This window comes from Synechococcus sp. M16CYN, assembly GCF_040371545.1.
GTDB lineage: Bacteria > Cyanobacteriota > Cyanobacteriia > PCC-6307 > Cyanobiaceae > Parasynechococcus.
This window is the reverse complement of the sequence record NZ_AP029048.1, coordinates 1649527-1671239: the sequence shown is the minus strand read 5'-3', so window position 1 is coordinate 1671239 and position 21713 is coordinate 1649527. Positions and strand designations below refer to the sequence as shown.

General features: G+C 48.9%; 22 protein-coding genes and 1 pseudogene. 14 read left to right on the top strand and 9 right to left on the bottom strand.

The window, feature by feature from the left end; genetic code table 11:
- The first annotated feature begins 6 nt into the window (after positions 1 to 6).
- Genes ABWV55_RS07990 through queA form a run of 3 tightly spaced genes read left to right on the top strand, consistent with a single transcriptional unit; the run spans position 7 to position 2947 of the window.
- Complete coding sequence (locus ABWV55_RS07990; protein WP_353291546.1) at positions 7 to 450, top strand: YlqD family protein; 444 nt, start codon at positions 7 to 9, stop codon at positions 448 to 450.
- Between the two features lie 53 nt (positions 451 to 503).
- Positions 504 to 1829, top strand: a complete 1326-nt coding sequence (locus ABWV55_RS07985; RefSeq protein ID WP_353292704.1) for a dihydrolipoamide acetyltransferase family protein — start codon at positions 504 to 506, stop codon at positions 1827 to 1829.
- A gap of 5 nt (positions 1830 to 1834) precedes the next feature.
- Entirely contained in the window at positions 1835 to 2947 is a 1113-nt protein-coding gene (gene queA, locus ABWV55_RS07980) for a tRNA preQ1(34) S-adenosylmethionine ribosyltransferase-isomerase QueA (RefSeq protein WP_353291545.1), read from the top strand.
- Positions 2948 to 3057: 110 nt separating this feature from the next.
- On the opposite strand, the gene cysK is transcribed toward queA, so the two are convergent.
- The 4 genes from cysK to psbD form a co-directional block, all read right to left on the bottom strand.
- Positions 3058 to 4044 (bottom strand): cysteine synthase A, encoded by a 987-nt coding sequence (gene cysK, locus ABWV55_RS07975; RefSeq protein ID WP_353291544.1) that lies wholly within the window; start codon positions 4042 to 4044, stop codon positions 3058 to 3060.
- A 222-nt stretch (positions 4045 to 4266) separates the two neighbouring features.
- A complete protein-coding gene (locus ABWV55_RS07970) occupies positions 4267 to 4446 on the bottom strand; it encodes a hypothetical protein (protein WP_353291543.1) in 180 nt (59 codons plus the stop codon).
- Between the two features lie 1074 nt (positions 4447 to 5520).
- Positions 5521 to 6909, bottom strand: a complete 1389-nt coding sequence (psbC, locus tag ABWV55_RS07965) for a photosystem II reaction center protein CP43 (protein WP_353292703.1) — start codon at positions 6907 to 6909, stop codon at positions 5521 to 5523.
- Positions 6893 to 7948: a photosystem II D2 protein (photosystem q(a) protein) gene (psbD, locus tag ABWV55_RS07960; protein WP_353291789.1), complete on the bottom strand. Its 1056-nt coding sequence runs from the start codon at positions 7946 to 7948 to the stop codon at positions 6893 to 6895. The genes psbC and psbD overlap by 17 nt, the downstream gene beginning before the upstream one ends.
- A gap of 202 nt (positions 7949 to 8150) precedes the next feature.
- On the opposite strand from psbD, the gene ABWV55_RS07955 reads away from it, so the two are divergent.
- Both ABWV55_RS07955 and ABWV55_RS07950 read left to right on the top strand, forming a co-directional pair.
- Positions 8151 to 8687: a photosystem I assembly protein Ycf4 gene (locus ABWV55_RS07955; protein ID WP_353292702.1), complete on the top strand. Its 537-nt coding sequence runs from the start codon at positions 8151 to 8153 to the stop codon at positions 8685 to 8687.
- Between the two features lie 61 nt (positions 8688 to 8748).
- On the top strand, positions 8749 to 9375 hold the full coding sequence (locus ABWV55_RS07950; protein ID WP_353292701.1) for a peptidylprolyl isomerase: 627 nt from the start codon (positions 8749 to 8751) through the stop codon (positions 9373 to 9375).
- Between the two features lies 1 nt (position 9376).
- Here the strand turns inward: ABWV55_RS07950 and ilvN are convergent, their stop codons facing one another.
- On the bottom strand, positions 9377 to 9907 hold the full coding sequence (gene ilvN, locus ABWV55_RS07945) for an acetolactate synthase small subunit (RefSeq protein ID WP_353291542.1): 531 nt from the start codon (positions 9905 to 9907) through the stop codon (positions 9377 to 9379).
- Complete coding sequence (locus tag ABWV55_RS07940) at positions 9904 to 10902, bottom strand: alpha/beta fold hydrolase (protein ID WP_353291541.1); 999 nt, start codon at positions 10900 to 10902, stop codon at positions 9904 to 9906. Before ABWV55_RS07940 ends, ilvN begins: the two co-directional genes overlap by 4 nt.
- 1134 nt (positions 10903 to 12036) lie before the next feature.
- Here ABWV55_RS07940 and petM point away from each other — a divergent pair.
- The 4 genes from petM (at position 12037) to infA (ending at position 15147) form a co-directional block, all read left to right on the top strand.
- On the top strand, positions 12037 to 12135 hold the full coding sequence (gene petM, locus ABWV55_RS07935; RefSeq protein WP_353292700.1) for a cytochrome b6-f complex subunit PetM: 99 nt from the start codon (positions 12037 to 12039) through the stop codon (positions 12133 to 12135).
- Positions 12136 to 12191: 56 nt separating this feature from the next.
- Positions 12192 to 13157 carry an NAD(P)H-binding protein gene (locus ABWV55_RS07930; protein ID WP_353291540.1) on the top strand — a complete coding sequence of 322 codons (966 nt, stop codon included), beginning with the start codon at positions 12192 to 12194 and terminating at the stop codon, positions 13155 to 13157.
- 59 nt (positions 13158 to 13216) lie between these two features.
- A complete protein-coding gene (locus tag ABWV55_RS07925; RefSeq protein WP_353291539.1) occupies positions 13217 to 13432 on the top strand; it encodes a hypothetical protein in 216 nt (71 codons plus the stop codon).
- Positions 13433 to 14877: 1445 nt separating this feature from the next.
- Positions 14878 to 15147 carry a translation initiation factor IF-1 gene (gene infA, locus ABWV55_RS07920; RefSeq protein WP_353292699.1) on the top strand — a complete coding sequence of 90 codons (270 nt, stop codon included), beginning with the start codon at positions 14878 to 14880 and terminating at the stop codon, positions 15145 to 15147.
- 21 nt (positions 15148 to 15168) lie between these two features.
- On the opposite strand, the pseudogene trxB reads toward infA, so the two are convergent.
- From trxB to ABWV55_RS07905, 3 genes and pseudogenes are all read right to left on the bottom strand, one after another.
- Positions 15169 to 16543 (bottom strand): annotated as a pseudogene (gene trxB, locus ABWV55_RS07915) (thioredoxin-disulfide reductase).
- 108 nt (positions 16544 to 16651) lie between these two features.
- Positions 16652 to 16900 (bottom strand): hypothetical protein, encoded by a 249-nt coding sequence (locus ABWV55_RS07910; RefSeq protein WP_353292698.1) that lies wholly within the window; start codon positions 16898 to 16900, stop codon positions 16652 to 16654.
- A 527-nt stretch (positions 16901 to 17427) separates the two neighbouring features.
- Complete coding sequence (locus tag ABWV55_RS07905; RefSeq protein ID WP_353291538.1) at positions 17428 to 17580, bottom strand: hypothetical protein; 153 nt, start codon at positions 17578 to 17580, stop codon at positions 17428 to 17430.
- A 105-nt stretch (positions 17581 to 17685) separates the two neighbouring features.
- On the opposite strand from ABWV55_RS07905, the gene ABWV55_RS07900 reads away from it, so the two are divergent.
- Genes ABWV55_RS07900 through ABWV55_RS07880 form a run of 5 tightly spaced genes read left to right on the top strand, consistent with a single transcriptional unit; the run spans position 17686 to position 21661 of the window.
- On the top strand, positions 17686 to 17862 hold the full coding sequence (locus ABWV55_RS07900; RefSeq protein WP_353291537.1) for a hypothetical protein: 177 nt from the start codon (positions 17686 to 17688) through the stop codon (positions 17860 to 17862).
- Positions 17801 to 18892 carry an NAD(P) transhydrogenase subunit alpha gene (locus ABWV55_RS07895; RefSeq protein WP_353292697.1) on the top strand — a complete coding sequence of 364 codons (1092 nt, stop codon included), beginning with the start codon at positions 17801 to 17803 and terminating at the stop codon, positions 18890 to 18892. Before ABWV55_RS07900 ends, ABWV55_RS07895 begins: the two co-directional genes overlap by 62 nt.
- Positions 18892 to 19197 carry an NAD(P) transhydrogenase subunit alpha gene (locus ABWV55_RS07890; protein WP_353291536.1) on the top strand — a complete coding sequence of 102 codons (306 nt, stop codon included), beginning with the start codon at positions 18892 to 18894 and terminating at the stop codon, positions 19195 to 19197. The genes ABWV55_RS07895 and ABWV55_RS07890 overlap by 1 nt, the downstream gene beginning before the upstream one ends.
- A complete protein-coding gene (locus ABWV55_RS07885; protein ID WP_353291535.1) occupies positions 19197 to 20612 on the top strand; it encodes an NAD(P)(+) transhydrogenase (Re/Si-specific) subunit beta in 1416 nt (471 codons plus the stop codon). Before ABWV55_RS07890 ends, ABWV55_RS07885 begins: the two co-directional genes overlap by 1 nt.
- Positions 20612 to 21661, top strand: coding sequence for an alpha/beta fold hydrolase (locus ABWV55_RS07880; protein ID WP_353291534.1), 1050 nt, complete (start codon positions 20612 to 20614; stop codon positions 21659 to 21661). Before ABWV55_RS07885 ends, ABWV55_RS07880 begins: the two co-directional genes overlap by 1 nt.
- The last annotated feature ends 52 nt before the right edge of the window (positions 21662 to 21713 follow it).

Below are 21713 nucleotides of genomic sequence, written 5' to 3'. Positions count from 1 at the left end.
TTGTTTATGTCTGACGGCACCTCTCTAACGATCAAGCGCCCAATCACGGTGCGTGCCGTGGTTACTTCGGTCTGGAAAGAGGAAGCCGAGCGAGAACTGAGTAACGGCATCACTGCTGTTGATCAGCAGTTGTCCCAACTTGAGCAAGAAAGTCAGCAATTAGTGGACCAAGTGCGCCGAAAGAGCGCTAATCCGTTAGATCCCCGAGTTCAGGATCAGGTGGGCCAAATTCAACAAGAAGTTGCATCTAAACGCACAGAACTTGAGGGACAAAAGCGCAACCTGCTACAACAACAAGCTCAGGTATGTAGGCTCGAGATTGACCAAATTGTGGAACAGGGTCAGTTGGAAAGCACTTGTGATCTTAAGGTGGGTGACAATCTTGTTCAGAAGATGCAAGTGGCCATTGTTGTCCGCGATGGTGTGGTCCAATCGATCGAAAATAACTGATCTCAATCTTGAGCTGACGAGTAAACTCCTTCGATCAGACCTGGGGGATGGTTTTGGCAACTCACGACATCTTTATGCCTGCTCTTAGTTCCACTATGACGGAAGGCAAAATTGTGGAGTGGCTAAAGCAGCCTGGCGAGAAGGTTGCTCGCGGTGAATCTGTTCTTGTTGTTGAATCAGATAAAGCTGATATGGATGTCGAGTCATTTCAAGATGGTTACCTAGCGACCGTGCTACTGCCAGCTGGCAGTACTGCTCCGGTGGGCGAGACCGTTGGGTTGATTGTTGAAACCGAAGCAGAGATTGCCGATGCCAAAGCCAAAGTCTCAAGTACTCCAACTACAGCTCCTCCTCGGCCAGCTGGAGAGCCCGCACCAGCTCCCCCAGTCTATCCTACGCCTGTGTTAACTTCTGGCCCGGCATCAGTGCCAGGTTCAGTAACTTCACCCGCTGTAGTTGCTCCGGTTGTGAACCACAGCCGCATAGTAGCGACCCCACGTGCCAAGAAGTTAGCATGTCAAATGGGAGTAGACTTAGTTACAGTGCGAGGTAGTGGGCCACACGGCCGAATCCAAGCAGAGGATGTTGAAAAGGCTACCGGTCAGACTATTTCTGTCCCTCGCTTAGCTGAAGGCACTGGCCCTGCCGCCGTTGACCATACAGCCCCAGTCGGGCTTGAACCAGCTGGTAATAGCTTTGGACGTCCTGGTGAGACCGTGTCTTTTAACACATTGCAAGGAGCTGTAAATCGCAACATGGAAGCCAGCTTGGCCGTACCTTGCTTCCGTGTTGGTTATACCATTACCACTAACGAACTTGATGCATTTTATAAAATAGTGAAGCCCAAGGGTGTCACTATGACGGCTTTATTGGCTAAAGCCGTTGCTGTGACTTTGGTGCGTCATCCCCAAGTAAATGCGGCAACAACCCCAGCAGGAATCACTTACCCAGCCGATATAAATATTGCGGTAGCAGTGGCTATGGAAGACGGCGGCTTGATCACTCCGGTTCTGCGCCACGCAGATCGCACTGATCTCTATGAGATGTCGCGTCAATGGGCTGATTTAGTTAAACGGTCCCGTAGTAAACGACTGTTACCGGAGGAATACAGCACGGGCACGTTTACTCTATCTAATTTAGGCATGTTTGGAGTGGATCGTTTCGATGCTATCCTTCCTCCCGGTACCGGTGCGATTCTGGCCGTCGCTGCATCTTCTCCAACGGTTGTTGCTGGCAAGAATGGATCGATCGAGGTGAAACGTCAAATGCAGGTGAATCTTACCGCCGACCACCGAGTTATTTATGGTGTCGATGGAGCTTCTTTCCTTAAGGATTTGGCCGACTTAATTGAGAACCGCACAGAGAGCCTGTCGCTTTAATTCCAATGTCGGATTTACAAGACCGGCAGCTTAGTAGTTACGCGTATTCATTGCCACCTGAGCGCATTGCTCAGGTGCCCGTGGAACCGCGTCACGAGGCGCGTCTTTTCATGGCTCCATTCCACAACGATGGTGCAGAAGCAGCAAGGCATGGGAAAGTTTGGAATCTATTGGACGAGCTTCGTTCTGGAGATTTACTGGTGGTCAATGACACCAGAGTTCTCAAAGCGCGTCTGAAGGTTCGACGTCTCGGTGGCGGTCGATCCGAACTGCTGATGCTTGAGCCTCGCGGAGATGGGTTATGGCTCTGCTTAGCTCGACCCGCGAATCGCACGCGTCCCGGTGACCAGCTTCGTATTGAATCTACAAATATCCGGCTGAAGGTTATGGCGAAAGATCGCGTTAGTGGTGGACGGATTGTGCAGTTTCCTTCAAATTGTCGAGATGCTGAATCGATTGAAACACTACTGGATCAGTTCGGCGAAGTACCGTTACCGCCCTATATAAAGCAACACAACCCTTTCGATGCTGAACGCTATCAAACCCGCTACGCCGACCACCTTGGATCTGTGGCAGCTCCAACGGCAGGACTACACTTCAGCGACGAGCTTCTTGCTGGGCTGCGGGATAAAGGTATTGGGTTAGCGAAGATTACGCTACACGTTGGGTTGGGGACGTTTCGCCCAGTGGAAACAGAAGACCTCACGACGCTGAAATTGCATAGTGAATGGATCGACGTGGGTGCAGAAGTTCTCGAAGCCATTCGATGTTGTTCTGGTCGTGTAATCGCAGTGGGAACAACTAGCGTGCGAGCACTTGAAGGTGCTGTTCAGGCCCATGGTGGTGAACTAAAGCCATTTACCGGATCTGTGAATCTTGTGATTCAGCCAGGCTATCAATTTCAGGTCGTACAGGGTCTTCTCACGAATTTCCATTTGCCTAAAAGTTCTCTTCTTTTATTAGTAAGCGCATTAATTGGACGCCAAAGATTGTTAGCTCTTTATGCCGATGCGATTCAGCGTGAATATCGTTTTTTCTCTTATGGCGATGCCATGTGGATTGCTCCAGAGGCCGTTCTGCCAGGAGTGAGGCCAAAACAACAGTGTCAGCATGATTGACGCAGGGTCTTTAAACCTAGGCCGACGCCGTCTTAGGAGTCCTGCAAGTCGTATACGGACTGGTCAATTTGTCTTATGAATGCAACTACTGATACTTTAAGGGGGGACACTTAGGCAGCAACAGGCTGCTCAATGATCCCCGTAGGCACCTTGGCGAACATGCTAGACGACAGATAGCGCTCAGCTAAATCGGGTAGGATGACAACAATTGTTTTCCCTGCATAGGCCTCTTGTTCGGCAAGACGGATGGCGACTGCTGCAGCTGCGCCACAGGAAATACCTACTAAAAGACCTTCCTCTTGCGCTAAACGCACGGCCATAGCGATTGATTCGTCGTTGGTGACCTGTTCCACTTTGTCAACGATGTTGAGGTCAAGGTTCTTAGGAATAAAGCCGGCGCCAATTCCCTGGATCTTGTGAGAACCGGGAGTTACTGTTTCTCCGTTAATAGTTTGGGTAATCACTGGGCTGTGGCTCGGTTCAACAGCAACAGATTCGATCGCTTTTCCGACCTTATTTTTTACATAGCGTGATACGCCAGTGATCGTGCCGCCTGTGCCGACACCAGCTACAAAAACGTCAATTGCACCATCGCAATCGTTCCAGATTTCAGGACCAGTAGTCCGGAAATGAATTTCTGGGTTGGCTGGGTTGTCGAATTGACTAGGCATAAAAAATTTTGAGGGATTGCTCTTAGCAATTTCCTTGGCTTTGGCAATAGCTCCTGGCATGCCTTTAGTAGCTTCGGTAAGCACAATTTCAGCTCCCATCACAGCCATCACGCGGCGACGTTCGATTGACATTGACTCGGGCATAGCAAGAATCAGCTTGTAGCCACGAGCTGCCGCAGTGAAGGCCAAGGCGATCCCAGTATTACCTGAAGTGGGCTCAACAATCACCTTGTCTTTGGTAAGTTTGCCGTTTTTTTCGGCGTCCCAAATCATGTTCGCACCAATGCGGCACTTTACGCTGTACGCCGGGTTACGCCCTTCAATTTTCGCCAGAACAGTAGCTTTGCAATTTTTGGTGACGTTATTCAATTTCACCAGCGGGGTGTTGCCGATGGCCAGGCTGTTATCGTCGTAAATGCGAGACATAATGCGTTCGTATGGGGATGGGCCCTGAGAAAAAACCTAATGATTTCAAGCCCCAAAGACTCTTGTTGTTAACGGCATTTTCAGACTTTAAATCAATAAAAGTTAGCTTACTGAGAAATTTCATAAGCAAGCCTAAGATAATCTTTCGGCTTGATAATTATTGTCCTCAAGAGATACACACCGGGAGCCACAAATTTAACCAAGCCATTTTATCAAGGTGGGCTAGCTAAACACAAGGATCAACAGAGCAGTTAGGGCGGTGTCTAAACTTGACTCCCTGTTAACAGGGGTGAATGGTACATATAATAGCTGCTTCCCCCACCCCACCCAAGGAATTACCTCGGAGTAACAGACTAGCGATCCCTGGCACACCACGCCAGCAGGCCAGTTAGAACCCAGCACAGCTTTTAGGGTATAGGATCTATTTCACAATTGAAACCATATCAAAAACGCTTGACCGAAGTAACGCTAGTTGATGCCTTATTACCGCTACCTGTGCTCCTAGACGTCACAACTGTCTACGGTCATCAAAATTTGTCAGCCATTAACACCGAAGCTATCCAACATTATCAAAACTATCACAACTTTTATCTGCTGCGGTAATATTACTAGCCTGGTTTAAGGATAGTCGACAGAGTGTGTAGTACACAAAAAATTATTGGTGAGTCTGACCAAATATTGATGGGCTTAACCTTTTACCTTTACGAAACAAACTAATGGAAGCATACTAAGCTTTCGATGCCATCTTAGACTTCAGATGATGGCAAACTGTTGTAATTTTTGTGGATATTGCTCTTCTACCTTTTCATCCAACTGCTTCAGGGCCAATATCTACCGGAGATAGTCGCTGCAGCATAGTTAACGCACCTATATGACTTCAAATGTGTTGCCACAATTAATCGACCGGTATTGTGGCATTGGTTCGGTTAACTGGCCCAATCGTGATGACAATATTTCCTCTCCTAATTATAACAGTCGAAGAAAGGGAGAAAAAGCTCATTAATCCTAATGAAAATCCTTTTTTATGCGTAATGCTAATCTGGGAATAAGATCAATGTTAATCGATACAGTGTTGGCCAAGGAATTGGAATAACTGTTAGTTTGTTCAATTGAGTTAGCTTATCAAAGGCAAAGTAGTATTACACTGAAGCTGCTAACAAGCCAGACTAAGGATATGGTTAAGACTATATTTGTCATGACTGAGCATGATAGGCTCGCCCGCGAAACTGGAAGTGTATTGAATATCGATCATCTTTAGCAGCAGCAGCAAGTCAGTTAGGTCTTCAGTTCGTATAGTTACCGACTTACTCTCAGGGGGGAGCGTTTAATTTAATTTGGCAAAGTCAAATATTTCATATATAATTTAAACGTTACAAACACTTTTGAGATATTTGGCTAAATCAGCCTAAATATAAAGACCTCCACTTTTTAGTGGAGGTCAAAAAATTGCCTAGATTTAACAATCAAATATTTGATTTAGTCTAGGTCAGGCATACCCAACACGGGTTCTGCCTGGCGATCAATACCTTTCTCAAAACCAGCAGCAGCAGCACGAGCACGACCTGCATGCCAAAGGTGACCTACCAAGAAGAAGAAAGCGAGCACGAATTGTGCGGCTCCCAGCCACTGACGCAGGTTGACATAGTTGACTGAGTTAGGCTCTGTGATGATGCCACCGACAGAATTCAGAGAAGCATTAGGAGCATGGGTCATATATTCAGCCGCACGGCGCACCTGCCATGGCTGAATGTCATTCTGCAACTTATCAAGGCTGAGACCATTGGGGCCACGGAGAGGCTCCAACCAAGGACCGCGGAAATCCCAAAAGCGCATGGTTTCACCGCCAAAAATGATTTCACCAGTTGGCGAGCGCATCAGATATTTACCAAGGCCTGTAGGACCCATAGCAGAACCAATATTGGCTCCAAGGCGCTGGTCGCGCACCAAGAAAGTGAAGCTTTGAGCCTGAGAAGCCTCAGCGTTGGTAGGACCCCAAAACTCAGATGGATAGGCGGTGTTGTTGAACCAGATAAAGGCAGATGCAATGAAGCTCATAAAGCTTAAGGCGCCAAGGCTGTAGCTCAAATAAGCCTCACCATTCCAAATGAAGGCACGACGCACCCAGCCAAAGGGTTTGGTGATTGCATGCCAAATTCCACCAAAAATCAGGGTCAGGCCTAACCAGATGTGACCACCTATAATGTCTTCCATTGAGTTTACGCCGATAATCCAGCCTTCGCCACCGAACGGTGCACGGAATAGATAGCCGAAGATTACGCCAGGGTCGAGGGTAGGGTTCGTGATCAAACGAACGTCGCCACCGCCTGGTGCCCAAGTATCGTAAACCCCCCCAAAGAACATGGCTTTGAAAACCAACAACAGGCAACCGACACCGAGGAGAATTAAATGGTAGCCAATGATGTTGGTCATCTGATCTTTATCACGCCAATCCTGAGAAAAGAAGGAAGAATAGTTTTCCAAAATTTCTGGGCCGCGCAAGGCGTGATACAGACCACCAAGGCCCAGTACGGCAGAGCTGATCAGATGCAGAACGCCAACCACAAAGAATGGGAATAGGTCGGTAACTTCTCCACCTGGGCCAACGCCGTAACCTAAAGTTGCGACGTGAGGCATACAGATGAAACCTTGCTCATACATGGGCTTATCGAAGGTGAAATGACTCACCTCAAACAGCATCATTGCACCAGCCCAGAAAACCATCAGACCGGCATGAGCAACGTGGGCTCCAAGTAGTCGGCCGGATAAGTTAATTAAACGAGCATTTCCTGACCACCATGCATAACCGGTGGATTCGAGGTCTTTGCCGCCAGTGGCGACAAGACCAGGATTAAAGGGCGTTTCCACGGGGTAGAACCTCTTCAGGGAAGACGAAGTTTTCGTGTGGCTGGTCAGCTGGTGCCATCCAGGCACGCAGACCTTCGTTTAAGAGAATGTTTTTAGTGTAGAAGGTCTCAAATTCAGGATCCTCAGCAGCACGAATTTCCTGTGACACGAAGTCATAGGCGCGCAAGTTGAGGGCCAAACCGATGATGCCAATAGAGCTGGTCCACAGACCCATCACCGGAACAAACAGCATGAAGAAGTGTAGCCAACGCTTATTGGAGAAAGCAATACCAAAAATTTGGCTCCAGAAACGGTTGGCGGTGACCATTGAGTAGGTTTCTTCTTCTTGAGTTGGTTCGAATGCCTTAAAGGTATTCGCCTGCTCACCATCCTCAAACAGGGTATTTTCCACGGTTGCGCCGTGGATGGCGCACAGCAGCGCGCCGCCGAGGATACCAGCCACACCCATCATGTGGAATGGGTTCAAGGTCCAGTTGTGAAAGCCCTGGAGAAAGAGAAGAAAGCGGAAGATCGCCGCTACACCGAAGGAGGGTGCAAAAAACCAGCTACTTTGGCCAAGTGGGTAAATCAGGAAAACACTGACGAACACCGCAATGGGGCCAGAGAAGGCGATGGCGTTATAAGGACGGATGCCGACAAGACGTGCGATTTCGAACTGACGCAACATGAAGCCGATCAGTGCAAAAGCGCCATGTAGAGCAGTAAAAGCCCAAAGACCGCCGAGCTGACACCAGCGGACGAAGTCGCCTTGGGCTTCAGGGCCCCAGAGCAGTAGCAAGCTGTGACCCATCGCGTCAGCAGGAGTCGAAACAGCAGCGGTGAGGAAATTACAACCTTCTAGGTACGACGACGCGATGCCGTGGGTGTACCAGGAGGTCACAAAGGTAGTACCGGTTAACCATCCACCGATAGCCAGATAGGCCGTCGGCATAAGAAGCAGACCGGACCAGCCAATGAATACAAAGCGGTCGCGTTTAAGCCAGTCATCGAGGACGTCGAACCATCCTCGCTGAGGCGCGCGTCCTACAGCAATTGTCATGAGAGTGAACGGTGCGGAAAACCGCGGGCTGTGGGATACGTCAGGGACCTTAACAATTTCAGCGTCCCCTGTGAGGAGCATCCGCCCTAGTTGAAATCCCTATGTGTCGCGCTCCCCCCTAATTTGGGGTCTACCCATTACCCATGCTCTGCACTCTAGGGCCATCCTCCCTCACAATAACCAACTGCATTCCGCCTCATTCATGTCTGCAACAGTGCTGGAGCAATCGGTGCTCGGCTCGCGACGTCTTTCTAATTTTCTCGTTGCTGCTGCGGTCAGCATTGGAGGGATTGGATTTCTGCTGGCTTCCCTATCCAGCTATCTCGGGTATGACGTTTTGCCTTTCGGTCATCCTGCGACTCTAATCTTTGTTCCCCAAGGTTTGGTTATGGGGCTTTACAGCATCGCTGCTGTATTGCTGGCGTCCTACCTCTGGTATGTCATTGCCGTTGATGTAGGCTCGGGTAGCAACCGCTTTGACAAGTCAACCGGTGTCGTAACCATCAACCGCCGGGGTTTTCGCCGACCACTGAGCATCGAATTTCCTTTGAGGGATGTCAGAGCAGTGAAGTTAGAAGTGCGCGATGGCTTCAATGCTCGTCGTCGCGTTTCCCTTCGAATTCAAGGCCGTCGTGACATGTCACTCACTCGTGTTGGTGAGCCCCTTCCACTAGCCCAACTCGAACAGGACGGAGCTGAATTAGCACGTTTCCTGGGGGTCAATCTTGAAAGTCTTTAAACCCCAGTACCTGCTTTACTTTCATCCATTGGTTTGGTCATTAGCTTTGCTGGCTATTTTGATGGTGGGTTGTAGCTCATCACCTCGGTCGGCAGTTACGTTTGATTGCACAAACGCAAATTTTGCTTGTCTATATGGGAGGGCAACGGTTCAACTCAGAACAAATCGAGGTGATATCACAATTGAAGTTGATGGTGAAGCCTCACCAATAACGGCTGGAAATTTTGTTGACTTGGTACGTCGTGGCACTTACGATGGGACGCTATTTCATCGCGTTATTCGCGACCCGGCTCCTTTTGTAGTTCAGGGCGGTGATCCCCAGTCGAGTGATCACTCCGTTCCGTTGGATCAGCTAGGCACTGGCAATTTTATCGATCCAACTACGGGTCAGGTTCGGACGATCCCACTTGAAATCAGCTTTCGTGGAGAAGAAAAACCCCGTTACAGCCACATAGTTACTAATCCGAGCGAGTTAAATAACCTTACGCTCAATCACAAGCGCGGGTCTGTCGCCATGGCTCGCTCTCAATTGCCTAACTCGGCGAGTGCCCAATTTTATATAGCTCTAAAGTCATTACCCGAGTTGGACGGTCGCTACGCAGTCTTCGGATGGATCGTTGATGGCATGGACGTTGTCGACGAAATTCGCCGAGGTGACCAGATCGTAAAAGCTAACCTGAGAAGTTGATTCAGGCTAGTACCTGGGTTTCGCTTGATGAAACCTTCAAAAGCTCTGTGTTAACGCCCGAAGCCCGCTCTAAGGCCACCTTTCCCGTACGAGCAATTTCAAGAATGCCAAAAGGAGTCATAAGACGTTCAAGAGCTGCAAGCTTACCAGGGTCACCAACCACTTCTACGATCAACGCCTCATCGGCAACATCCACGACCCTGGCACGGAAAACCTGAACAAGATCGAAAATGGCACCACGGACTTCTGCCGGTGCGGCCACCTTCAGGAGCATAAGTTCGCGCTCCACAGTAGGGCGCTGGGTCAGGTTTAACACCTGTAAGACGTTCACGAGCTTATCCAGCTGCTTGGTCATTTGCTGCAGCGCCTGATCGTCTCCTAAAACCACCATTGTTAGTCGCGACTGCCCATCTACCTCAGCCGGCCCCACGGTCAGACTGCGTATATTGAAGCTACGGCGGGCAAATAACCCGGCTACACGGCTAAGTACCCCTGATTCGTCCTCTACAACTACCGAGAGGGTGTGCTTCATGTTTTCTGAGCTTCCCCTGTTGGTTCGCTACCGGTCAGGTTACGACCCAGCCAAGACAGTAGGACATCAAGAAATAAGTCTGGCGTTTCGTCGTGGGGACAGTGACCACAAGCGTCGATGACAGCCAACTCGATCCATGAATGCTGATGGATCACCTTTTGACCAATGGCTAAGGGGACAAAGCGATCATCCCGTCCCCAGATCAACATCAGCGGGACCCTGTTATTAAGGCGATCTAAGAGGGCTGGTGCTGTGACTCCGCGAGGACGCAGGCTCATGCCTAGGCTCATGGCCCGTAAAGCTCGCGCAGCGGTAGCTCTGCGGACCGGTCGACTGATCAGCTGTTGCAATTCAAAATCGTTAGCTATACAATGGGTATAGGCTCCTTGCAGTCCAAGGCGAATTAGCCGATTCTGGGCGACGAATAGAACTATTAATTGCAGTGGCAGTAATTTGATAAGCAGGGAAAGTAGGTTTCGTTGCAAGCGCCTGACCTGTGGGGAACGCCTTGTCGGAAACGATTGAATCAAAGCTGGGTCTGGAAGTGGTGCAGCGATGACAGCCCGGACTTGGTCGGGCCTTAGTACTGCCGCAGTTAGAGCAGTTAGACCTCCAAGAGAGTTACCTACTAGTACAGCTGGGCGTTGAACGATTTCTTGAAGAAACGCAGAAGTCTGTTGCCCCCAGACAGAATTATCTAGATGACCACCCTGAGACAGCCCAGGTTGATCAGAATCTCCGAATCCTAAGAGGTCAAAGCTAAATACACGCCAACCATAGGCCGCTAGCTTCGGCGCTATGTATCGCCAGTGACCGCTTGCAGCTCCGAAACCGTGCAGCAGAACCAAGGCAGGACCGTGACCAGGGCCAAGAACTCGCCAATGACAACACCAGTGTTGCCCGCCCTGGCGGGGGTACCAAATCCACTGAAAATGTTCACCCCAAGAACTGGTTCCGGCCTGCGATTTGAGCGGCTTAGCAGTATTGAAGCGCATTAGCAGACACAACTCTAAGCAAACCGGCCCACCAATATCACTAGACGATGGCTTTTCTCACCATTAAAAAGAAAATTTTTGTTTCGGGTTCGCATCTGTTTAGTAGATGTTCCCATACTACCGGTCGGTTTGCAGAGCTTTGGCAGCTAATAATTTGATTAGTTGATTAGATTTTAGTGACGAAATTGAGCACACCTTAACGCCAAAATTTGAAGGCTATGTCATGATAGACTGAAGATCATCGAACGGCGGATCAACGCTAGCCATACTGGAACTTTAGCTTTTGTTTAAGGAATTGTTTGTGTTTACTACAAACTGCTGAGGTGCTGTTGGGAAATTCTTACATAGGTAGTCGCTTTTTAATTCGTGTTGCTCTGAACGTCTTCGATGCTTTAAATTTTTTTAGCCTAACTGACTGATATTGTTGCGATTCGACAATCTATTACGTTGTCGGTCACAGTATGGATAGTCTTTTATTGCCTGACGAATAATGACCGAGTAAGGTTGATTCCAATCTTAGTGTAACTGCGCGAGCACATCCCTCACCAGCCTGAGATTCGCTTTAGACTCGTAAACCGATCTTATTCCTGATCAGGCCTAAACGTAAGGCACATCCTCTACTTAATTGTCATTAAATTGGCAGAGTGAAGTTTAAAACTCTTATACCAGCTTATGCTTGCGATGGTAGCTCTACACGAGCGAAAGATTGTGCTTTAAAAGGGTTGGCATATTAGAAAATTCGTGTACCCCAAATGAAACAAATATTAAAAATTTACCTAATGATTTAAATCACTCGTATGAGCGTAGTGCTAGACATTAAAATATAAGGTATACGTTGATTCTACGAATTAGTTCTTAATCAAGTTAACAAACCGTGATCGCTTTGCAGAGGGATCCGCGGCTAAGTAGCTGAGAAACTATGTTTTCGACGCAATGATTGCTTCGTCAGCCATAAAAAGATTTCCGACGGTTTTGGCCACAAATGCTACAGTCAGACGACAGAATATATATTTAACCGTTGGCTGGAATCATCAATATTTCGATTGATGCTAGTCATTCCGGATAAAACTTTGCTTCGACTTGCGTTTTAAATTGATGTATAATGGAGAAGCGGATCTTGCGTATGACTTAACTATGGCCTCAGAAATTTTTGGAACCGCAGCCATTTTCTTAATTCTGATCCCCGTTGGCCTGGCTGGAGGCGCACTGTTGCTTAGGTTGGAGGGCGACTGAGACGTCGTTTTCTCCCCGGGGCAATTAGGCTCCCAGGCTTGAGGTCGGGAGGTGGCATGCAGCAGATTCTGGTGGTCGGTGGGACGGGCACCTTGGGACGTCAGATTGCGCGTCGAGCTTTAGATGCGGGGTATCAAGTGCGTTGCATGGTCCGGACACCTCGCAGAGCCGCGTTTCTACAAGAGTGGGGATGTGAGCTCACGCGGGGTGACCTATTAGAACCCGACAGTCTTGATTATGCGCTTGATCGCATCGATGCGGTGATCGACGCTGCAACAAGTAGACCCAGCGATCCGCAAAGCATTTACGAATCGGACTGGGATGGCAAGCTCAATTTATTGCGAGCGTGTGATCGCGCCGGTGTGAAACGATTTGTGTTTCTTTCATTGTTGGGGGCTCACAGCTACCGCAACGTTCCCTTGATGGATATCAAGGCCTGCACGGAGAACCTTCTTGAGGCTTCCGACTTCGATTACACCATTCTCCAGGGCGCGGCATTCATGCAGGGGGTAATTAGCCAGTTTGCTATTCCTGTTTTGGAGAATCAAACCGTTTGGGTAAGTGGGAGTCCAACGTCAATTGCATATATGAACACCCAAGACATGGCTCGCTTTGCGGTAGCAGCTCTTAAACGCCCTGAGACTGTACGAGGTACATTCCCAGTTGTGGGGCCCAAGCCTTGGAACACCGGAGAATTGGTCCAGCTCTGCGAGCGTTGCAGTGGCAAGACTGCTCGAGTTTTTAGAGTGCAAACAGTTTTGATCAATCTGATGCAGGGAATCGCCTCGTTTTTCGAGCCTGCCGTCAATGTTGCTGAACGTCTTGCTTTCGCAGAGGTTACGGGCGGTGGTCAACCTCTCGATGCATCGATGAGGTCTAGCTATGCCGCATTTGGCTTGAATGAAGCAGATACCACAGATATGGAAAGTTATATACGTGAATATTACGATACGATACTCAAGCGTCTTCGAGCGATGGAGGCAGATTTAGACAAAGATGCCAGGAAAAAACTACCCTTTTGAATTAAATGACCTGTTTAGAGTTAGCTTGTTTTTACCATAACTTTCGCTGATTCGATTGCATGGCTGTTGCTCAGCTCAAGAAGTTGCAGCGTCGCCTATTGCTGCTTGCTGATGAAGCTGAGCAACGTCTCAACCGCATTTGTGGCCATGAGCTTTGGAAAACAATCGGTCCTGATGCTATTGATAGTTTAAACGACCCGGAAAAAAGAGCCGAAGCTAATTATTGGTATGGTCAATGGAATGTTGTAAGAGAACTACAGGAAGTCATAGATTAATGGTGGGCAAATGCTATCTGCTTTCGAGTGTTTTGCTTTAGATTAAGCATACACCTCGGTTAGGTGCCTTGTGGCACTATTACTCATCAAAAGAAGAAGTTATTTTTTATATTTCTGAAGGATTTATTCACTTTACTCTAAAATTCCTGATGCTACTATAAGGATGGCTGCGATGGTTTCGTTTATTTAGTTTATGCGAGAAATCTAATGTTAGATTATTGGAAATAGCGTTAAGAAAAATACATGAATTGATGCTGAAGTTGTTGCTACCAAAGCACTGTTAGTGCTCGGAGTCAATCCCAGTTATCGATATTGTTTGAAGTATTTGTGTTGTCAATCTCTGCGATTGAGAGCAATCTTCGGTTAGAGTCAAGTGTGTTTTTGCTTAATCTAGTTGAGTCGCTATTAGTGACATCACCATATGATTAGCCTACGTTTTACAGCATCTTTAAGCATGATCAAACTTTTAGAGAAGCAGCATTTGTGGCAAATAGCGAAGAAAGCTCTTTCATCGAAATCTTGGTTACAGTATATGGATCCTTAATATGAGACCAATGGTTGAAAGAGTTATACTAAGTTGCCAGCTATTCAAATTGTTACTCTCAAATTATTATTCGGGTTAATTTAAGTACTTGTATTTTGCATTAATCACAACTCTCGATGAATTAGTTTTAAGACCTTAAAACTCTGCTTTTGTGCTTCGATCTATACAATAGGTTCTACACCAAACAAACTACTGAGGTCTTTATTTCCTCTATGTAATTGTTCTAGGAACTTTCAGGTTATGCCATTTTGTACGGATATCTTTAACCAGCTGGCTCAAACGGATGCACTTACTGATTCGATGATTTACACATGAAGATGCCTGAGGTTAACTTATCTTAGAATTATTTAACCTGAGTGAATTAAGTATCTAACGTTTTTGTATAGTAACATTGTAGCTCAGTCTCCGTAACTATCAGATTTAGAATATTTTTAGTGGTAGCTATTTATCAGCGTAGAGCAAGTCAATTCGAAAAACTTCATGGGTTTCATATAGCAATATGTTCTAATTCAATAGACTTGTGTCGTAGCAAATTGTAAGTTTCTTGGTCATTGCAGCACAGTTGAGTAATCTTAAGTTACCTAAGGTATGGATGCAAATTTTATACTTTTGCCAACCTCACTGCAAACAAAGTCTCCAACACTAATCAAGTAGTTAGTCATTTTTTAAGTAAAACTATCTTGCAAAAACCTGTTTAGTTATCGTAAGTTGCCCTGACGAAAATATTAGAGATTCACTGTCTTAAACAGAAGGTCGAAAAACAAGCAAGGTCAAGCAGGCTAAGCGATTATACGCATAACTGCAGTGTAGATTTTGTCTTGAAGGAGAAACCAACGACCAAGTGCTGCGTGTGACCTTTTACAGTAGAGAGCGATACGCAAGTTCTGTACCCCACCAGCGCATGATTGAAACCTCGGGTGTGATTGAGAAAGAACAGGGAAACGGGTTCTATCTGGTCACCCTCGAACAGCCTGCTGGTCACCAGTGTCTCTGTCGGGCTGCTGGAAAGCTGACCAAGTTCCGTATCAAGCTGCTAGCCGGTGACAAGGTTCTCGTTGAAATTAGTCCCTACGACCTAACCCGAGGTCGCATTACCTACCGTGAGCGCAATGCCGGGGTACCTGGTGGTCGACCGGGAGGCAATCGTCCGGGTGGTCCGCGTCGGCGCTAGTGAGTTCGCAATAGCCACCGCTTAGCTTATTAGAGGTTCAATTGCCCTCTTAAACTCAGAACGCTGCTTCACTCCTCGCCACTGTTTTACCATGGCCTTATTGTGGAACAGTTGAGTGGTCGGTGTGCCGCTTATGCCTGCCTGCTCTGCAATGTCTTGATCAAGCTCGATATCGATTACGACGGCTTGGACAGCACCATTAAACTCATTAATGAGACGCTGGAGCTGCGGCTTGAGTACGTGACAAGGACCACAGCTCGGTGAGGTATAAATCACTAGTAAAGGCTTATCGCTGTCGTGGTAGAGCCTGCGGAGGGCATAGCTGCCCTTTTGCCAAACACCGTCAGGACTGTACGTATTCTCTGTAGTGATGTCTACATTTATCGGGCGTTCGGCTACGGCAGGCTCAATAGACTCCCGTCGCACCCTGGTGGCCAAATTGTGATGAGTAAGCCAACGTTCAGCTGCTAGGGCTGCTTTACAACCACTGCCTGCCGCTGTGATGCCCTGTCGCCACTCGGCATCGGCCACATCACCTGCTGAAAAAACACCGTCGATGGACGTTTCAGGTCGGCCAGATGGCGTTACCAAATAGGCCTTGTCATCCAAGTCGATTTGACCTTGCAATAGCTCAGTGTTCGGGGTGTGACCAATTGCATAAAACAGGCCCCTCACGGCGAGGTCTGTGGTTGACTCAGTTCCTCGGTTACGTAACGTGAGTGTGTCAATCCAATTTTTACCGCTTACGTCCACTACCTCGCTATTCCAATGCACCGTAATGGCTAGGTTGGTGAGTACACGGTCCGCCATAGCAGCGCTGGCACGTAAACGCTCTGAACGAACTATTAGATGCACATGGCTGCCGTACTTTGTGAGATAAACAGCTTCTTCACAGGCGGAATCACCCCCCCCCCACAACAGCCAATTCGGCGTTGCGGAACTGTGGGGTGGCCCCGTCGCAAATGGCGCATGCACTAATACCACTACTCCAATAACGCTCTTCTGACGGCAGTCCCAATCGGTTAGCACTGGCACCCGTTGCAATTACTACAGCATGGGCTTGGATGACTTGTCCATCAGCTTCGATCTGGAAGGGACGTTGGCCGAGGTTAATTGCATCGGCATCAGCCTCCACCAGACGAGTTCCCCACCGCAAAGCCTGAGACTTCATTAGGTCCATTAGGTCGGGGCCAAGCACCCCATCTGGGAATCCTGGGAAATTCTCAACGTGCGTTGTGGTCATCAATTGACCACCCGGAATCCCCCCCCTTCTGAATCCGGTAATCAATGTTGGTTGAAGGTTGGCTCTGGCAGCGTAAATAGCCGCGGTGTACCCAGCTGGTCCCGATCCGACGATAACAAGGTTTTCAATCAGTTCAGGCACCTCAGTAGCCACGCACTTGTGCAGAAGAACTATAAGTTAATCTAGGGTTGTGCAGGTGCTTGGACGCGTCAACCATGCTAGGTACGCCGTATCGGACGTTGCTGGCCTTCTATAAGGCGCTTAAATTTCAAGCCGATGATCGTTCGATACATGGTCATTTAACTGTCGATATTTATCCGGCAAAGCCGGAGAAATAAGGACGCTCTCGTCAAGCATGGATATATTTTCACCTGCACACGTGATCCATTCTCGGAATTCTTGGGTAACCGCATAACTGTCCTCATAACGCTCTTCCCTGTCTAGGAATTTGACGCGAGCGGTAGACCAGGTGGTTGCAACACCAACTCGGCGCTCCATTGCAGCATCCATAACAGACTTCCTAGTACGCAATAGGTTGCCCGATTAAACGACCTAACCGTGGCCCTAATTCGTAGAAATTCGCATTTTCTTAGCGGATATTGTCATATGCGTGAAAAAAGAGGTAACTCTGGAGTCTTGAGTCGAATTAATGGCGTAAATGAAATCTTCTCGGCCACTCATGCTTCGCTGCATGACACGTGGCTATGAAGTCCTCAGTTACACCATGTCTAACTATCTGCCTGGTTGCGTAATCGCGAAATTCTGATGACTTCTCTTACGAAAAATTCTTGTTCAACGAGGATTGTTTACAGACGACTCAAATACGTAGCCGACCCTCCGCTTCTCAGATACTTCGGCAGACGTGCCTTGCATACATCTCGCGAAGAAATGTGTGATTTAGGAACTTGCTGCAGTTTTGATGATGTTCTCAACCAGAGGAGAGTTTAGTTCTAATTTGCGTTAGGTCAATTTGAATTTCCCCGGTTTTAATGGCGGTAGTGCCGACCCAATAATGTATGTAGTGTCAATGCCACGCTTCAGGGTAGTCTGTCGACCGATGCTGTTATGTGGTAATAGCTAGACACCCAATGAGACCTTGCATCCATCCTCAGTGTGTGTTGAACAGGTGCAGTCCATTCTTCATGGTCCTGTGGCGTGGCTGCTGCTGTAGTAATAGTAGCAACCGTCATCACGTCAAAACATTTGATTCCATTAATGCTCTCTGTAAGATCAGATAAAGAAATGTGTTTCTCCAGTAACCATATTGACAGCTTTTAACCTTTTAGCCACCTTTTTTGGCAATCATGCGAATTCCTAGGAGGCTACCCCGTAACCTTGGTCGGGTCGGTGGATATTTTCGCCTTGCCCAGATTTCTAATACCGGTGGAGTCGACACCGGGAGAAACCCGAATCGCGGCAACACCCGACACGGTCAAAAGGTTCGTGTCGCTTGGCTGTTCTGTGGCCGTTGAGCGTAGAGCAGGAGTGTTGTCTGGACACTTGGACGCCTCTTATGCTGATCAGGGTGCAACTCTGGTCGCTGTTGGAGACACTAATGCCTGGTCTCAGGCCGACGTTCTTCTCTGTGTTCAGTCGCCGGCGTTGGCGCACTTGAACCGGCTGCGTCAGGGAGCTCTTGTGGTGGGAATGTTGTCGCCCTATGCCAATGAGCAGTTAGCGATGGCCCTTCAATCGGGAGGCCTCTCCGCTATGGCTTTTGAGTTGTTGCCTAGAACCAGTCGCGCTCAGTCCGCTGATGCCCTCTCTTCCCAGGCAAGTATTGCTGGTTACAAGTCGGTCCTGCTGGCTTCGTCTGCATTAGATCGGTATTTCCCAATGCTAATGACAGCGGCTGGGACGGTCCAGCCGGCGAAAGTGGTGGTTCTTGGGGCTGGTGTTGCTGGTTTGCAGGCAGTAGCCACTGCACGCCGCCTTGGGGCTGTGGTTTATGTGAGTGACATCCGTCCTGCTGTGAAGGAACAGGTAGAGTCTCTTGGAGCTCGTTTCATTGAGCCACCGGAAGTGGTGGACGAACCATCTGAGGCCGGTGGCTATGCCCAGCAGGCTTCAGATGCTTTTCTTGCAGCACAACGCCAGCGGCTTTCAGATCATTTAGCTGGGGCAGATGTAGCAATCTGCACTGCCCAAGTGCCGGGGCGTTGTGCCCCTCGCCTAATCGATGAAAACATGCTCGATCGCATGCGACCCGGAGCCGTTGTAGTAGATTTGGCTGTGGCTCAGGGTGGCAACTGTGTCGACACAGTTGCCAGCAAGACTGTAGACCGCAAGGGGGTGAAATTGATCGGTGGTAATGATCTCCCTTGTACTGTCCCCAATCATGCCAGCGCTCTTTACGCCCGCAACCTTCTAGCATTATTAGAGCTTACGATGAAAGATGGCGATTTCCGCTTGGACCTCGAGGATGAATTGATTGCCGGCTGTCTGATTGCTCAGAATGGCAGGATCCGTCGCGGCGACGTTTTTACTTCAAGGGCTAACTGATGGAATCTACATTTGTCGAATTTCTTTGGGTGTTGTTGCTGGGAAGTTTTCTGGGTCTTGAACTGATTGGCAAGGTGCCTCCTACGCTGCATACCCCTCTCATGAGCGGTGCTAATGCCATCTCGGGAATCACGATTTTGGCTGCCCTTACTGCAATTATCAAGGCAAATAACAATCTAACTCTGTTAGTGCTCGGCTCTGTCTCCCTTGGCTTTGCCCTCTTCAATGTGATCGGTGGCTTCTTGGTTACAGACCGAATGCTGGCCATGTTTAACCACAAGCCTGCGCGCAAAGAGAGTCGCTAATGTCCAACTATTTCAGGTACGCAATTGAGCTCACGGCAGTTTTGCTACTAGCCCTTGGCATTAAGGGCTTGTCAAAAGTGCGTTCTGCCCGTAGGGCAAACCAACTAGCAGCCGTAGCGATGGCCCTAGCCGTTATTGGTTTGCTCGTTAATTACATTAGCGTACCGACTTTCGATGTAGGGGTTTGGGCTTGGATCCTTGGCGCCAGCGTTGTTGGCGGTGTCCTTGGGGCCATCACAGCCCGGCAGGTTCCCATGACTTCTATGCCAGAAACCGTTGCGCTGTTTAACGGTTGTGGTGGCATGTCATCTCTATTAGTGGCCTTAGCCGCAGCGTTAGAACCTGTCGTCTTAGACGCAACTGGAGCGGTCGCAATAGCGTCGATCGTGGTGTCGGTGTTTGTTGGTTCCATTACCTTTTCAGGATCCATTGTGGCTATGGCCAAGCTTCAGGGCTGGTTATCCACGCCTCCCTGGATGCAAAGCAAGCTGCGCCACGCCGTGAATATTGCGTTAGCTGTAGCGTCTTTAGTGGGTGTCATAGAGATAATTCGCACTAGTGGCGATGCCACGGGACTGTGGCTTTTGGTAGTGGCTTCCAGTGCATTGGGCATTGGGGTGACACTGCCGATTGGCGGCGCCGACATGCCCGTGGTGATCTCTTTGCTTAATAGCTACTCCGGAGTAGCTGCTTCTTCTGCAGGTTTCGTGGTAGGTAGCCAGCTGCTGGTAGTAGCAGGGGCCATGGTGGGCGCTGCTGGCCTAATTCTTACACGGGTGATGTGCAACGGCATGAACCGTTCCCTGGTGTCGGTGTTGTTCGGAGGGGCCCTGGGAACCAATTCTGTGTCTGGTGGTGGAGGTGAATACACCAATATCACCAGCTGCAGCATTGAGGAGTGCGCTCTCACGTTAGAAGCTGCGGAACGGGTAATCATCGTGCCCGGCTACGGTCTTGCAGTGGCACAGGCCCAACACACACTCCGCGAAGTCACCCGCTCCCTTGAAGCGGCTGGTATTGATGTGACATACGCAATCCATCCAGTAGCTGGCCGGATGCCTGGTCACATGAATGTACTTCTCGCCGAGGCCGATGTTCCTTACGAACAACTCAAGGAAATGGATGTAATCAACCCCGAGTTTTCAGCAACCGATGTGGTGATGGTTCTCGGTGCTAACGACGTTGTCAACCCTCAAGCGAAAACCGATCCTAATTCTCCGCTGTATGGCATGCCGGTGCTTGATGTGCAACAAGCCCGTACGGTGTTTGTAGTGAAGCGTGGCATGGGTGCTGGTTATTCCGGAATCAAAAATGATCTGTTTGACTTAAATAACACATCGATGGTGTTTGGTGATGCCAAAAAGGTTCTGGGGGAACTTCTCTTAGAACTTAAGGATCTTGGTTTAGGTAAATAGTGCTTGATCGTGTTCATCGTCTATCTGATGACTCTCAGTTGCTAAAGCGGTTGGGAGTTGCCTTGTTTCAAGAACGTTTTCCCTGGATAGGAGGTGATCTGCAAACCTTGCGTGACACCATTCACCCTGTAACTCTGCCTAAAGAGAACGGTCAAAGGATATTGATTGATGTGCCAACTCTACCGACCGGAGCCGCAAAAGACGGTAAACTACTGGCTTTCCTCGACCAACCGGATCAGGCACCTCGGGGTCTCGTGCTGTTGTTGCATGGGTTAGGGGGGTCTAGCTCTCGAGAAGGTTTGCGACGTATGGGTCTTAGACTGCAATCGGCAGGATTTGCAGTACTGCGCCTCAATTTAAGAGGAGCTGACCCAGGCCGGAAGTTAGCTGGTGGAACCTATGCGGCCCGATGCGATAGTGACCTAATACCGGTAATCGCCCGAGCACGCGAGCTTGCTGGCGACCGCCCACTTCTAGGAGCTGGGATCTCCCTGGGTGGAACAATGTTGCTTAATGTCTGTCTCAGTTATCCCAAGTCTCTTGATGGTCTGTTTTGTGCGAGCAGTCCGTTAGATCTTGCAGATTGCAGCGCGTCAATCGAGCGACCTCGCAACGTGATCTATCAACGCTGGTTACTTAAACGTCTGATCCGTCAGACCTTGGCAGATCCCTTTGGTCTGAGCGTTCAAGAAATGAGACAATTGAGCGGTAAGAATGCTGTACCACGCACAATTCGCGCCTTTGATAACATAGTAACAGCTCCGCGTTGGGGTTTTGGCGATGTGGAAACCTACTATCGAGAGGCTTCTCCACTAAATCGTTTAGTTGCTGATCAGTACAAAATGCCGCCGACGCTACTACTTCAAGCATTGGACGATCCTTGGGTGCCAGCCATGGCTGCGTTGCATTTATCAGATGCCACGTCGAAAACCAGTCCCGTCGGCTTACAGTTTACCCGTCGGGGTGGCCATAATGGATTCCACAGCCGAGGAGGTTGTTGGGGGGATCAACTCGCCGCTGCTTGGTTGGGCCACATAGTCGAGCGTTGAATCAGCCACTCTTCAATCGGTCGTCCACCAATCACGTGCTCGATAAGGATAC

What these genes read in the sequence shown, in the direction of transcription:
- queA (WP_353291545.1), top strand. Translation starts at nt 1,835, where the DNA reads ATGTCGGATTTACAAGACCGGCAGCTTAGTAGTTACGCGTATTCATTG.
- ABWV55_RS07910 (WP_353292698.1), bottom strand. Translation starts at nt 16,900, where the DNA reads ATGGATGCTGCAATGGAGCGCCGAGTTGGTGTTGCAACCACCTGGTCT.
- ABWV55_RS07955 (WP_353292702.1), top strand. Translation starts at nt 8,151, where the DNA reads ATGTCTGCAACAGTGCTGGAGCAATCGGTGCTCGGCTCGCGACGTCTT.
- ABWV55_RS07990 (WP_353291546.1), top strand. Translation starts at nt 7, where the DNA reads ATGTCTGACGGCACCTCTCTAACGATCAAGCGCCCAATCACGGTGCGT.
- petM (WP_353292700.1), top strand. Translation starts at nt 12,037, where the DNA reads ATGGCCTCAGAAATTTTTGGAACCGCAGCCATTTTCTTAATTCTGATC.
- ilvN (WP_353291542.1), bottom strand. Translation starts at nt 9,907, where the DNA reads ATGAAGCACACCCTCTCGGTAGTTGTAGAGGACGAATCAGGGGTACTT.
- ABWV55_RS07940 (WP_353291541.1), bottom strand. Translation starts at nt 10,902, where the DNA reads ATGCGCTTCAATACTGCTAAGCCGCTCAAATCGCAGGCCGGAACCAGT.
- ABWV55_RS07930 (WP_353291540.1), top strand. Translation starts at nt 12,192, where the DNA reads ATGCAGCAGATTCTGGTGGTCGGTGGGACGGGCACCTTGGGACGTCAG.
- ABWV55_RS07890 (WP_353291536.1), top strand. Translation starts at nt 18,892, where the DNA reads ATGGAATCTACATTTGTCGAATTTCTTTGGGTGTTGTTGCTGGGAAGT.
- psbD (WP_353291789.1), bottom strand. Translation starts at nt 7,948, where the DNA reads ATGACAATTGCTGTAGGACGCGCGCCTCAGCGAGGATGGTTCGACGTC.
- ABWV55_RS07885 (WP_353291535.1), top strand. Translation starts at nt 19,197, where the DNA reads ATGTCCAACTATTTCAGGTACGCAATTGAGCTCACGGCAGTTTTGCTA.
- cysK (WP_353291544.1), bottom strand. Translation starts at nt 4,044, where the DNA reads ATGTCTCGCATTTACGACGATAACAGCCTGGCCATCGGCAACACCCCG.
- ABWV55_RS07950 (WP_353292701.1), top strand. Translation starts at nt 8,749, where the DNA reads ATGGTGGGTTGTAGCTCATCACCTCGGTCGGCAGTTACGTTTGATTGC.
- ABWV55_RS07925 (WP_353291539.1), top strand. Translation starts at nt 13,217, where the DNA reads ATGGCTGTTGCTCAGCTCAAGAAGTTGCAGCGTCGCCTATTGCTGCTT.
- infA (WP_353292699.1), top strand. Translation starts at nt 14,878, where the DNA reads ATGATTGAAACCTCGGGTGTGATTGAGAAAGAACAGGGAAACGGGTTC.
- ABWV55_RS07905 (WP_353291538.1), bottom strand. Translation starts at nt 17,580, where the DNA reads ATGACGGTTGCTACTATTACTACAGCAGCAGCCACGCCACAGGACCAT.